The organism is Flavobacterium sp., from assembly GCF_030146175.1.
Lineage (GTDB): Bacteria > Bacteroidota > Bacteroidia > Flavobacteriales > Flavobacteriaceae > Flavobacterium.
Window position 1 is genome coordinate 20,750 of record NZ_JASLCE010000050.1, and the last position, 12,027, is coordinate 32,776.

Annotated in this window: 14 protein-coding genes; 2 read left to right on the forward strand and 12 right to left on the reverse strand. The window is 39.3% G+C overall.

Annotated elements, in window-relative coordinates; translation table 11 throughout:
* Positions 1–33 precede the first annotated feature (33 nt).
* From tpiA to Q1R07_RS06025, 5 genes are all read right to left on the reverse strand, one after another.
* Positions 34–786: a triose-phosphate isomerase gene (tpiA, locus tag Q1R07_RS06005; RefSeq protein ID WP_300487242.1), complete on the reverse strand. Its 753-nt coding sequence runs from the start codon at positions 784–786 to the stop codon at positions 34–36.
* Positions 786–1,286: a TlpA disulfide reductase family protein gene (locus Q1R07_RS06010; protein WP_300487246.1), complete on the reverse strand. Its 501-nt coding sequence runs from the start codon at positions 1,284–1,286 to the stop codon at positions 786–788. Before Q1R07_RS06010 ends, tpiA begins: the two co-directional genes overlap by 1 nt.
* A gap of 59 nt (positions 1,287–1,345) precedes the next feature.
* Positions 1,346–2,422 carry an ABC transporter permease gene (locus Q1R07_RS06015; protein WP_300487249.1) on the reverse strand — a complete coding sequence of 359 codons (1,077 nt, stop codon included), beginning with the start codon at positions 2,420–2,422 and terminating at the stop codon, positions 1,346–1,348.
* A 13-nt stretch (positions 2,423–2,435) separates the two neighbouring features.
* Positions 2,436–3,539 (reverse strand): BT_3928 family protein, encoded by a 1,104-nt coding sequence (locus tag Q1R07_RS06020; protein WP_300487252.1) that lies wholly within the window; start codon positions 3,537–3,539, stop codon positions 2,436–2,438.
* Between the two features lie 80 nt (positions 3,540–3,619).
* Positions 3,620–4,162 carry a DUF1599 domain-containing protein gene (locus tag Q1R07_RS06025; RefSeq protein ID WP_300487255.1) on the reverse strand — a complete coding sequence of 181 codons (543 nt, stop codon included), beginning with the start codon at positions 4,160–4,162 and terminating at the stop codon, positions 3,620–3,622.
* Positions 4,163–4,272: 110 nt separating this feature from the next.
* On the opposite strand from Q1R07_RS06025, the gene folP reads away from it, so the two are divergent.
* On the forward strand, positions 4,273–5,100 hold the full coding sequence (folP, locus tag Q1R07_RS06030) for a dihydropteroate synthase (RefSeq protein WP_300487257.1): 828 nt from the start codon (positions 4,273–4,275) through the stop codon (positions 5,098–5,100).
* Positions 5,097–5,738: a hypothetical protein gene (locus tag Q1R07_RS06035; RefSeq protein WP_300487259.1), complete on the forward strand. Its 642-nt coding sequence runs from the start codon at positions 5,097–5,099 to the stop codon at positions 5,736–5,738. The genes folP and Q1R07_RS06035 overlap by 4 nt, the downstream gene beginning before the upstream one ends.
* Here Q1R07_RS06035 and rlmH read toward each other — a convergent pair.
* The 7 genes from rlmH to Q1R07_RS06070 form a co-directional block, all read right to left on the reverse strand.
* On the reverse strand, positions 5,732–6,205 hold the full coding sequence (rlmH, locus tag Q1R07_RS06040) for a 23S rRNA (pseudouridine(1915)-N(3))-methyltransferase RlmH (protein WP_300487261.1): 474 nt from the start codon (positions 6,203–6,205) through the stop codon (positions 5,732–5,734). The two genes, Q1R07_RS06035 and rlmH, sit on opposite strands and share 7 nt — an antisense overlap.
* Before the next feature lie 45 nt (positions 6,206–6,250).
* Positions 6,251–6,622: a response regulator gene (locus Q1R07_RS06045; protein ID WP_300487265.1), complete on the reverse strand. Its 372-nt coding sequence runs from the start codon at positions 6,620–6,622 to the stop codon at positions 6,251–6,253.
* Positions 6,623–6,723: 101 nt separating this feature from the next.
* Complete coding sequence (locus tag Q1R07_RS06050; RefSeq protein WP_300487268.1) at positions 6,724–7,986, reverse strand: YaiO family outer membrane beta-barrel protein; 1,263 nt, start codon at positions 7,984–7,986, stop codon at positions 6,724–6,726.
* Positions 7,973–9,427: a glycosyltransferase gene (locus Q1R07_RS06055; RefSeq protein ID WP_300487271.1), complete on the reverse strand. Its 1,455-nt coding sequence runs from the start codon at positions 9,425–9,427 to the stop codon at positions 7,973–7,975. Before Q1R07_RS06055 ends, Q1R07_RS06050 begins: the two co-directional genes overlap by 14 nt.
* Positions 9,424–10,479, reverse strand: a complete 1,056-nt coding sequence (locus Q1R07_RS06060) for a HEAT repeat domain-containing protein (RefSeq protein ID WP_300487274.1) — start codon at positions 10,477–10,479, stop codon at positions 9,424–9,426. Before Q1R07_RS06060 ends, Q1R07_RS06055 begins: the two co-directional genes overlap by 4 nt.
* A gap of 215 nt (positions 10,480–10,694) precedes the next feature.
* Positions 10,695–11,192 carry a helix-turn-helix transcriptional regulator gene (locus tag Q1R07_RS06065; protein WP_300487277.1) on the reverse strand — a complete coding sequence of 166 codons (498 nt, stop codon included), beginning with the start codon at positions 11,190–11,192 and terminating at the stop codon, positions 10,695–10,697.
* Between the two features lie 156 nt (positions 11,193–11,348).
* On the reverse strand, positions 11,349–11,936 hold the full coding sequence (locus Q1R07_RS06070) for a hypothetical protein (RefSeq protein ID WP_300487280.1): 588 nt from the start codon (positions 11,934–11,936) through the stop codon (positions 11,349–11,351).
* Positions 11,937–12,027 lie beyond the last annotated feature (91 nt).

Sequence of the window (12,027 nt, forward strand, 5' to 3'; positions counted from 1 at the left end):
TAACAGGCTCTTTATATAAAAGATAAAATACGTTTATACCGCATTGACAATAGCAGCAAAATCATCCGCTTTTAAAGCCGCACCGCCAATTAGTCCACCGTCTACATCGGGTTTCGAAAAGATTTCTTTGGCATTATCCGGTTTTACGCTGCCACCATATAAAATGGAAACGTTTTCGGCTACTTCGCGACCGTATTTGTCTTCTACCGTCTGACGAATAAATTGGTGCATTTCCTGCGCCTGATCCGGAGTGGCGGTTTCGCCGGTTCCGATCGCCCAAACAGGTTCGTAAGCCAATACGATGTTTTCCCAGGCCTGCGCATTCAAATGGAATAATCCGTCTTTTAACTGATTTTCCACGATGTTAAAATGTTGTTGATTCTGACGGTCTTTTAACTCCTCACCAAAACAGAAAATCACGCGTAGTTCGTGTTTTAAAGCCGTATCAACTTTATTAGCCAGTAAAGCATCCGTTTCATGAAAATAAGAACGTCTTTCGGAATGTCCCAGAATTACGATATCCACACCGATATTTTTTAACATATCAGCCGAAATCTCGCCGGTGAAGGCACCGCTTTCAGCCTGGTGCATGTTTTGTGCCGCCACACCGATATTGGTAAATTCCAAATGTTGTACCGCAGAAGACAGATTTACAAACGTAGGCGCTACGATAATTTCCACCTCTTTATCGGAAGGCAATTTTTCGATCAGATCGTTTAATAAATCCTCGGTTTCATGTGCATTTTTATGCATTTTCCAGTTTCCTGCAACAATACTGTGTCTCATTATTTTAAAGTTTTTAAAGTCGTAATCAGGTTTTCGTCGTCGGCTTCAATAGCTTTGAACAACGCAATTTTTCCTTTTTTGTCCACTACCATATAACGTGGAATCCAGTCCAGTTTAATCGATTTTCCGAAAGCACCTTTCATACCGTCGGTCAATAGGTAATGCTCGCCGTTTACATTGTATTTTTCAATTCCTTTTTTCCAGGCTTCCGGTGTTTTATCGGCCGAAATAAACAAATATACGACATTGGTAAACTCTTTTTGCAGGTTGACCACTTTTGGCATTCCTTTGATACAATCCGGACACCAGGATGCCCAAACATCGATCACAACGGTTTTGCCTTTGTATTTTTTTAGCACGTCTTTAAATGTAATTTCCTGACCTTCCAGGCTTACCATTTTATAGTCCAGACTCTCTTTTGAGAATTCTTTTGGGGTTTGTGCATTTGTACAGGCGATCGATAAAACCAACATCAATGCCATAGCCACTATGTTTTTCATAAAAAGTTTTTTTAGTTTATTACGGATATAAAAATATAAAATCTTCTGTGAAGAAAATGTTATTGTAATTTGATTTTCGGATCCAGATACGCATAAATCAGATCCACCAATATATTGATCACTACAAAAGTAGTCGCGATCACCAAAACAGCGCCCATAATTACCGGAAGATCAAGGGTATTTAAGGCATCTACGATTTCTTTACCGAGTCCGTTCCAGCCAAAAATATATTCCACAAAAACAGCACCGGCCAACATCGAGGCAAACCAACCGGAAACGGCCGTTACAACCGGATTTAAGGCGTTTTTCAGGGCGTGACGTTTAATCACCTGTAATTCGCTTAAACCTTTGGCTCTGGCGGTTCGGATATAATCCTGACTCATCACTTCCAGTAATGAATTTCGCATTAATTGAATAACAACCCCTAACGGTCGGATTCCGAGTACGACAGCCGGAAGAATAATATTTTTCCATTGAATATAGGTTCCGTTTCCAAAATCGTCCACTTCATATAGGCTACCGGTCATATTCAGATGCGTATAACGGTGTAACAGGAATCCGAAAAACCAGGCAAACAGGATCGCGCTAAAAAACGAAGGTACACTCATTCCAAGCGTACTCACCAAAGCGATTAACCGGTCGAGCCAGCTGTCTTTATAAACCGCCGAAACAATTCCGAGTACGATTCCGATCATGATGGCGATTACAATGGCAAAAAAGGCCAAAATGACCGTATTCGGTAAGGTGTCGCCAATAACCTGAGTGACTTTTTTTCCGCTTTTCTGAAAGCTTTCCCGTAAATAGGGCGTTTTTAATACGACTTCGGAATTTCCAACCGAAAATAACGGTAAGGCGTTGTATTTTCCTTCAGAAAGAAAGGTATAATCATCGCTGTTTTTGCTGTGGAAGGAAATCGGAGAAAGATCATTCAGGTAATACAAATACTGCGTTGCTATAGGCTTGTCGAAACCGTATTTCTTTTTAACCAACGCCAACTGTTCCGAATTTTCATTCTGATCGAGCATCATTCGCGCCGGATCGCCGGGAAGGACATTAAATAAAAAGAAAATCACTGTTATCACTCCGAAAAGTGTTAACAGTGCATATCCGGTTTTATGAAGCAGGTAACGAAACATCCGATATAGGGACTTATTTTAATACAACATCGTCGATATCGTTCCAGTGTGCTTTCTGAACAATCGTTCCTTTTTCTAATACTACGATACTAGGATTGGCTCTTTCGATGGTTTTTAAAGTTGTTCCGTCACAGAAATAATAATCGAAAGTCAGTTTGTTATCCGCTTTTACTTTTTGAATTACTTCTTCGTTAGAAGCCGTCATTCCAATTACTTTATAGCCTTTGGCGGTTGCTTTTTTATAGAATTCCTCGGCTTTTTGTAAGCCTTTGGTGTTCGCTTTATTCAGATCGTATGAAACCAGTATGATTAATTTTGGTTCGTTAAGCATGGCTTCCGTATAACTTTCCCCGTCTTTTTCGATGGAAAAATCGTGGATAGGCGGTTCGTATCCTTTTGAAATTAATTTATCGTCACGACGAACAAACTCAGCACCTTCCGGTAGGTTCATCAATTGTTTTTCGTTGAAATTCTGTTCTTGTCCGTTTACTTTATACACAAAATTCATTTCATATACCGAACGCGGTGCGCCATCGGGAATTTCCATTCCCTTCTGAATGTTGGTTCCGACTTTATAAGCTCTGAAATCTTTTAACGGTAAATGATTCAATACATAATAGCCCATAAAAAGACATAGCGAATAACTTACGAAAACGGTAAGTGCGTTTACAGTACTGTTAAATAACGGCTGAATCAGTTTTTGATTAAAGAATAAAATCAGGATAAAAAACAATAATACGACGTCTTTCGTGAAGGATTCCCACGGTGTGAGTTTTAGCGCGTCACCAAAACAACCACAATCGGTTACTTTGTTGAAATAAGCCGAATAGAAGGTAAGGAACGTAAAGAAAACGATCATTAGTAGTAAACTCCACATGGTGAATTTTGGTTTAAACCCAATCAGGAGTGCGACTCCCAAAACCACTTCGAATACCACTACAAAAACGGCAATAATCAGCGCGTAGGGAATCAAAAAGGGAAGGTTTAAAACATTTTCGGCGAAATATTCTTCCAGTTTAAACGAAAAACCCATCGGGTCATTCAATTTGATCAAACCAGATATAATGAACAGTACGCCAACAAACAGACGTGAAAAGTGAACTAAAAATTTCTTCATAACGGTAATTTCTTTTTTCGTTTTTGTAAATATAAGTAAGAACCCAAGGAATTGGTTGTTAATATTTCCTAATTAACAGGCTATACGGCTTTTCCCAAATGTATCAGGGCAAAAACGGCATAGTTGAGCATATCCTGATAATTGGCGTCGATTCCTTCGGATACCAGGGTTTTTCCTTTGTTGTCTTCGATTTGCTTTACGCGTAATAATTTCTGTAAAATCAGATCGGTTAGGGAGCTTACGCGCAAGTCGCGCCAGGCTTCTCCGTAGTCGTGATTTTTGGCTTCCATCAGGTCTTTGCAGACTTTTACTTTTTCGTCGTATAAAGCCACAGCTTTCTCCACATCAAGATCGGGCTGATCGGCAACACCAAGATCCAACTGAATCAGTGCCATAATGGAATAATTAATGATACCAATAAATTCACCGGTTTCATCTTCGTCGATTTTACGGACCTCATTTTCCTGTAGGCTGCGAATGCGTTGTGCTTTGATAAAAATTTGGTCGGTTAGCGACGGCAAACGCAAAATGCGCCAGGCACTTCCGTAGTCTTTCATTTTATTGCTATAGAGGTTGCGGCAAATAGAAATAACCTTGTCAAATTCCTGTGAGGTATTGCTCATTTTCTATGTATCTTTGTGTGATAATTTTTTCAAAAGTAAGGATTTTTCCGGATAAAAAGAGAAAGACCAGTCTACCCCGGGATTTCTTCCGGATTTCAAAAGTGAATCAGATGACAATCAATTGCAAAGGCCGACTGGTTAGTTTGGATACGCCACAATGTATGGGGATTTTAAATGTAACCCCGGATTCGTTTTACGATGGCGGAAAATATAAAAGCGACACGGCTTTTCTACAGCAAACCGAAAAAATGCTGACCGAAGGCGCAACTTTTATCGACATCGGAGCCTATTCGTCCCGACCGAATGCGGCATTTGTAACGGAAGAAGAGGAAGTAAGTCGTATTGTTCCGGTGATTCGTCTTATCGCCGATCGGTTTCCCGAAGCATTTTTGTCGGTGGATACCTTTCGTGCAAAAGTAGCGGCCGAAGCGATAGGCGCCGGAGCGGCACTGATTAACGATATCGCTGCCGGATTACTCGACCCGGAAATGCTTCCGACAGTTGGCGCCTTGCGAGTACCTTATATTATGATGCACATGCGGGGCACGCCGCAAACCATGAATACGCTTACCGATTATACGGATATTGTAAAAGAAATGCTTTTTTATTTTTCGGAGCGTATCCGGGAAGCACGACGTTATGGAATTCATGATATTATAGTCGATCCGGGCTTTGGTTTTGCGAAAACTACAGCACAAAACTACGAAGTGTTGCAAAAACTGGAATTATTCCAAAATTTAGAAGTACCTTTATTATCGGCTGTTTCCCGGAAATCGATGATTTATAAAGTATTGGAAAACACCGCCGGTGAAGCCTTAAACGGAACAACCGTATTGAATACGATTTCGTTGTTAAAAGGCGCCCGATTGCTTCGGGTACACGACGTAAAGGAAGCGATGGAATGCATTCGTCTCGTACAAAAAACACAAGGATTATGATCAGATACAGTATTATTTTAGCAGCTTTTTTGCTGTTCGGTTGTGGAAAAGACAAGCAGATTTTATTGCCGAAATCGGGTAGGACCATTGTAAAAGAGGTAGCCGATATTTCGCCGATTTATATGTTGTTTCAGGTTAACGGAAACGATACGCTGCTTGAAGTGGATAAGCAAACGATTATTTCCACGACCAATTGGGTTTTTAATATCGACAAACGATTTCCGTTAAAAAAGATTATGCCTGAAGTGATCAAACTTCAAAACCGCAAGGGAAGTCATAAAGGGGAAGCACAGGTTGAGAATTATTATTCCTATGCGGATAGTATCGGTAAAAACATGGCTTTTATTCCGTTTACGGATGTGGTATATACGTTAGGAACGCAAAAAGATTTTGCCGAGGACGGAAAAGCATCGTTGGTTTTAAAGTTTGATAAGCAGAACCAACTTACGGTTAACGGTATTGCTGTAAAACCGGAAGAATTTCATCGTACCGTAGAAAAAATGTATACCAAACCAACCGTTTTATTTTTGCATTTCGACAAAGAGCTGTCGTATGATAATTATATTGCGGATAAGATATTGTTGTCGTGGTGGAAACAACCCAATGTAACCATTTCGAACAAGGAATATATTTATTGATGGTGATACGGTTCGTTTCTCAGAATCGTAAAACCGCGGTATAACTGCTCAATAAAAAACAAACGCACCATTTGATGGGAAAAGGTCATCAGGGATAACGAAATTTTTCCCTGTGCTTTTTTGTATACGGCTTCCGAAAAACCATAGGGTCCGCCAATAACAAATACCAGCGTTTTAACACCGGAATTCATCTTTTTCTGTAATTCTTCTGAAAAACCAACACTGGAAAAGGATTTTCCGTTTTCGTCCAATAAAATCAATTGGTCGGTTGCTGATAGTTTGGACAGGATGAGTTCGCCTTCTTTTTCTTTCTGCTGACTTTCGGACAGGTTTTTGACGTTTTTGATGTCCGGAATGATTTCCAGATCAAATTTGATATAAAACGACAAACGTTTGGTATAATCGTCGATTAAAGTCTGCAAAGCCTTGTTGTCGGTTTTACCGATGGCCAGAAGTTTGATATTCATGGAAGGGGAATTTGCTGCAAAAATAAGCCGTAAACCTGAAAAAGGCTATTTTTCGATCAATCTTTTCACGCGTAAGATCAGTTCTTTCGGATTAAAAGGCTTGGCAATAAAGTCATCGGCTCCCAATTTAAAACCATTGGTCACCGTATTTTCTTCTTCACCCAAAGCCGAAAGAATAATCACCGGCGTATTTTTATAGTTTTCTTTTACGAAATTGGTGATCTCCAAACCGGATTTAAAAGGCAGCATGACATCCGTAATAACCAAATCCGGATTCACTTCCGGAATTTTTTCAATGGCTTCGGAACCATCTCTGGCGATCGTTAACGCGTACCCTTCTTTTTTTAAAATAAATTCAAGAATGTTCATGGTAAGGTTATCGTCTTCAACAATAAGAATTTTCTTTCCGTCGCTCATGGTAATCGGTTAAAAATAATTTTTTGTTTACTTTTTACAAAAATAAGGTTAATTCGTGTGAATACTGTATTACTGGTGTTAATTAACATAGTAAAACAGGGCTAAAATCGATAATGTAAGCTAAAGTTAAGTTCGGTTTCGTTCTGTTTTAAACCCGGTAGGTATTCCTGATTGTTATAATTAACCTGAATACCGGCCAGATAATTTTTCCACAATACGCGGTAGTAACCGGCACCAATACGGTAGGAATTCATCGCGATTCGCTGTTCCAACTGACCTAATACCGATCGTTCGTCCGGCGAAGTTCCATAACCCATTATCACAGTTGCATAATCAAAACGGGAATCGAAATAATAACGGGACGTTAGCGTAAAAGCAGGATATACCTTACTATTCTGATTTTGCAGGAACGTACGTAGGTTAAGCCAGTAGGAACCAATATATTTTCCGACACCGGCCACAACAGCCGTAAGGTTTTCGTCTACGGTTTTGGTATAACGCCCACCTAAATCAGCTTCCCAACCGTCGTTAAAATTGTAATAAAAGGAATAACCCACACGCCATTTCGGGAAAACCAAGTCGTCGCTATAAGCCGCTCCGACATACGAATAGGCTTTTTTTCCGGTAAAGAAATAGGATTCGGCTTCATACTGAAGTCCGCTGGCAATCGATGTTTTAAAAGACAAACGGTTGGCATAATTCACACGTGCGATCAACGAACCCCATTTGCGTTCGCGAATATATTGTGCGCTTCCCAGATTCCACGGGCCTACACCATTCCTGTCGAAAAACGTAATACTGTAGTTGAGACCCACGCGGTCGTTGTTGTTTTTTTTGTCCAACAGGAACAAACGCTGTTTGATATCGGTATCATTCGGGAACTGTTTGTCCATTGTTTTTAGATAATCGTAGGCTTTATCGTCTTCCTTTTGCAATTCGTAAATCGCAAGTTTTCTAAAATGAAAAGCCTTGTTTTCCGGATACAAAGCAAGCGCCTGATCGGTTACATTGGTCGCTTCCGGATAATTTTTAGCATTAACTTCCAATTGCGACCAATAGGTATAGGCATCCTCGTATTTCGGATTCTTTTCAACCACTCTTTTATAATAATAGCGCGCGCTGTCGATACTTTCCGAAAGTTGGTAAGCGCGACCTAAAAACAATTGAAAATCGAGATAATCCGGAGCGGCTTTTATTCCGACATGCGCTTTTTTGATCGCTTCCGGATAATTTTTCCGAACATTAATGTCTTTGATCACCTCGGTTAGAAGACTGTCGGTATTGATTTTTTGACCTAGCATACCGTTTGAGGCCAATACTACTATAGCAAAAAGGAATATTTTGGTATAATTATGCTGTTTCATTTTCTTTTTTATTTTGGCTGTTAAAACCCAATCGGGGCATGTCTCCCCATTTTTGTTCTTTCTGTCTGAAAAATTGCCAGTATCCTTTTAGAGAGGCATATATATTCACCGGATGGTACGCAAATGGCTCAATAAACGCCATTCCGGTCAGGATCAGTATTTCTTTCAGATTGGCATAATTGCGATACAAAATCTCGTCCAGAAATATCGAAACCAACGTTAAGATCAGGTAGAATAAATATACGAATAAAGAAACGTAAAATAGAAAAACATAATCAATATCCAGTATATAAAAACCGATCAGTAATGAGAAAACACCTAGTAATTCGAGAATCGGAACCATAAATTCGAACGAAAAGAAATAGGGCAGGATCAAAAAGGCGGTCTTTCCGTATTTCGGATTAAAAAACATCGTTCGGTGGATATATAAGGTCTGTACGAGTCCTCTGGCCCAACGGCTTCGTTGTCGGATTAAAACTTGCGCATTGGCCGGAACTTCGGTCCAGCATAGCGATTCCGGAATATATTTGATCAAAAATTTCTGCTTGGTGTCGTACATATGCTTCCGCATCCGGGTAATTAGCTCCATGTCTTCGCCTAGCGATTTGTGCCAGTAACCGCCGGCTGCAATGGCGACTTCCTTATCGAACATTCCCAATCCGCCGGAAACCAGTAACAGTCCGTTAATCTGACTCCAGGCCATTCGTCCGAAAAGAAACGCCCGTACATATTCCAGTTCCTGAAAACGCGCATACCAATTGGTTGGAAAGTGGACTTTTACGAGAAAACCATCCTTTACCTCACAGGAATTGGATATCCGGATTCCGGCTCCGGTGGCAATTACCTTCCGCTTGCTTTCCATAAACGGCTTGGCCAGCTTGATAATCGTATCTTTCTTTAAAATGCAATCCACATCCGTACAAAGGAACAGCGGATGCTTGGCAGAATTGATTCCGGCATTGGAAGCATCGGCCTTACTCTTCCCATTTTCTTTATCAACCACCAATAATTTGGCATAAATAGGGTTGGTTGATTTATAATGTCCGCGTACTTTTCGCGTTTTGATCTTTTCTTTGTAATAGAAATCCACCTGAACCAGCTGGAATTCCCGGATTAGTTTTTCGAGCGTATCGTCCACACTACCGTCATTTACGATGATCACTTCAAAATTCGGATACGTAAGCGAAAGCAGGGATTTTACGTTGGAAACAATAGTCGCCCCCTCGTTATAAGCCGGAGCGATTACCGAAACCCCGATCATATTATTAGACTTTACCAATAAATCATCGTGGATAAAATACTTGGCATTCAGGTGTTTTTTGATCGCCAGATACGAAAGCACGGCGAGAAACAGATAGAATAAAATATAACTGGAAGAGAAAATCGCTACAAATGTCTCGTAGAACCTTTCGAAAGCCTCCAAATAGTATCTCGAAATCATAAGTAAGGATTTTTAACGTGTTTTTTAATTTTAATAATTTCGAAATCTTCTTTGAAATTGGATTTCAGATAGGAAGAATCGAGGGTGTCGAGCGTTCGTACCGCTTCGAGTTTGGTCGCCGGATTAACGGATCGGTGTAAATAATCGTCGATAAAGACAATGGATTGCTGATTTCCGATAACGGCCAGTGTTTGCAAAATAGCGATTTTATTTTCAATTTCCTCAGACGCGAACATATCGATTAACAACGGTTCGGCTTCAAAAAGAAAGAGATCCTGTAAGGCAATGATCACCTCTTTTCGAATCATTTTATTATCCGATTGTAACAGCGATAATAAAGTGTCTTTTTCGACCGTATAATTGTAATACACCATAAAGCGGATTCCAAGTTTTACGATCGACGGGTTTTGCGCGGTGATCCAATCCTTGATGTTTTTTGGAATCGGAAATTTTTTATGGTACAGTAAGTCCATTACTTTTAATTCGTCGATAAGTGAAATCTCATACGGATAATCACTTAAAAAATCCAGTTTTTTCGAGGTTAACGATATAAACGCGATAAAAGCATTGGAACGCAGAATCCTGTTTTTATGATTCATGTATTTTTTGACCAGACTTTCGCCTTCTTCGTATTCGAGTACCTGGAAATGGTAAATCCCTTTGCATTTAATATACCAACGACGACTGTTGATCAACTTTTCGCTAAAATTAGGTAGTCCGAAACTCTTGTAGATATCCAGGATAGGCGCAGTAACTTCTCCTTTAATGTTTTGTTTTAGCTCGATAATACAGCTGGTAACCATACTCTTACACCACATACTGCCATACGGAATCTGTTTTTTAAAATCACGGATACGATTTTGGTAATCTTCGGCATCGGTAAAAAGTAATTCGGTAAGGAAGGCGGTAATTTTCTGGCGTACCGTCAAACGGTATTGTTTGCTGTATTCATACACGATACGATCGCTTATTGTGACAAGAATGACCACGATAAGGAAAATAACCAAAAAAGGTACGATAAAGTTAATTAAATAGTACTTAAATACTTCCAAACGAATGATTTAGGATGAGCGGCAAAGGTAGTAAATTTTACGAGGTCTTGACGTTAAATTTTTCTAAAACCAAGGCGAAATGTGATTTAAGTTGCTGATTTTTAGTAGTGTTATGACTTTTTTTATCTGGTCAGAAATTTCTGAAAATGATATAATAAGTTTCGTTTTTTAGCTAAAGCTGCTTTAAACGCCATCTTTCTACACCTGACAGGTTTTTAAAACCCGTCAGGTATATAGTTCTCCAAACTATTTAATTTATCAAGTAGCTTTTCGAGTAAAGCCACTTTTTCTTTTTCGGAGGTGACCAATTGCTTTTCAGTTTCCAATAAACGTTCATAAAGCTTTTTGTTTTCATCGAGCGCTTCTAACCATTTTTCAACAGGATTGATATTAAACGTTGGATAATTATTGTACAGTGAATTACCAGTAGCTGTATCACTATTGTTTACGGTATTGGAAATAATAGTGATGGCCGATTCTTCGTCAAAACTTTCGAGAGCGTTAATCGGAATCTTTAAAATTTCGGAAAGCCTTTGTAGTATTTCTTTCTCTATGGTTTCTTTTTGTTCCAAAAGTGATATTTTTTGCTGATTCCAATCCTCGCCCATTTCAAATGCCAAGACTTCTTGCTTTATTTCAAGCATTTCACGAAAGCGTTTGAGATTACGTCCCTGATGAATTTTATTCTCTTTGTCTTTTGTCGTAGTAGTCATGGCATATAAGTTTAGAGTTTAGAGCGTGAATTAAAGATACACCCAAATAATGACGTATTAGAATTATCGGAGCGAATGACCTAGAGATGGGGTTTGTTGTCTTGCTACTTGCTACACCTGACAGGTTTTCAAAACCTGTCAGGTGTAATAACTGTTTTATTTCTCAGGAACCAAAGGTTCTGCATATTGATAATATTTGAAACCATCCCATGTAAAATCGGTAGCATCGGTTCCGATATCCCAGGCAAAAATATCTTCCTGATAGGTTTGTACGCTTGTGATCATAAAACAACTACCATCGGGATAATACTCAAAATCATAAATATTGACGTTGTCTTTGTAGTAACTTTTATCGGTAAGGACACAGGTTAATACGCCCTCTTTCGGTTCGTATTTTTTATAACAAATGATATTGGCATTCGCATCTGTAACCGTAATCCTTTTGTCGGTTAGGATATGGTCGGTATATGTTAAATCTTCAGTGACCTGATAGGCGTTTTGTGTATAAATAAAAGTAATGGATGCCGTTCCGTTTTGTTCGTTTACAAGACGATCGATGTCCGCTTCTGAATAGGCATAAAAGGCAATGTTTGACAATTCGTCATTGATATAGGTTTTTTTGTGGATAATAGTGTTGTTTTCGGAATAGGTTTCAAAAAGATAGTCCGGAAGGTAATCGGATTTCGTTTTCTCGATCGTTATTTTGGTTCCGTTTGCGTTGGTATAGTGGTGAATGTCTTCCATAATTGCGATTTGGATTATGCTTTGAATAGCTTTTTCGATTCAAAAACTATTCCGGAATTTCTAAAAATACGGATTTCAAAAACGTACTTAA

Coding starts and splice junctions, on each gene's coding strand:
- Q1R07_RS06050 (WP_300487268.1), bottom strand. CDS start 7,986: ATGAAACAGCATAATTATACCAAAATATTCCTTTTTGCTATAGTAGTA.
- Q1R07_RS06015 (WP_300487249.1), bottom strand. CDS start 2,422: ATGTTTCGTTACCTGCTTCATAAAACCGGATATGCACTGTTAACACTT.
- rlmH (WP_300487261.1), bottom strand. CDS start 6,205: ATGAATATCAAACTTCTGGCCATCGGTAAAACCGACAACAAGGCTTTG.
- Q1R07_RS06010 (WP_300487246.1), bottom strand. CDS start 1,286: ATGAAAAACATAGTGGCTATGGCATTGATGTTGGTTTTATCGATCGCC.
- Q1R07_RS06065 (WP_300487277.1), bottom strand. CDS start 11,192: ATGACTACTACGACAAAAGACAAAGAGAATAAAATTCATCAGGGACGT.
- Q1R07_RS06055 (WP_300487271.1), bottom strand. CDS start 9,427: ATGATTTCGAGATACTATTTGGAGGCTTTCGAAAGGTTCTACGAGACA.
- Q1R07_RS06070 (WP_300487280.1), bottom strand. CDS start 11,936: ATGGAAGACATTCACCACTATACCAACGCAAACGGAACCAAAATAACG.
- folP (WP_300487257.1), top strand. CDS start 4,273: ATGACAATCAATTGCAAAGGCCGACTGGTTAGTTTGGATACGCCACAA.
- Q1R07_RS06020 (WP_300487252.1), bottom strand. CDS start 3,539: ATGAAGAAATTTTTAGTTCACTTTTCACGTCTGTTTGTTGGCGTACTG.
- Q1R07_RS06035 (WP_300487259.1), top strand. CDS start 5,097: ATGATCAGATACAGTATTATTTTAGCAGCTTTTTTGCTGTTCGGTTGT.
- Q1R07_RS06045 (WP_300487265.1), bottom strand. CDS start 6,622: ATGAGCGACGGAAAGAAAATTCTTATTGTTGAAGACGATAACCTTACC.
- Q1R07_RS06025 (WP_300487255.1), bottom strand. CDS start 4,162: ATGAGCAATACCTCACAGGAATTTGACAAGGTTATTTCTATTTGCCGC.
- tpiA (WP_300487242.1), bottom strand. CDS start 786: ATGAGACACAGTATTGTTGCAGGAAACTGGAAAATGCATAAAAATGCA.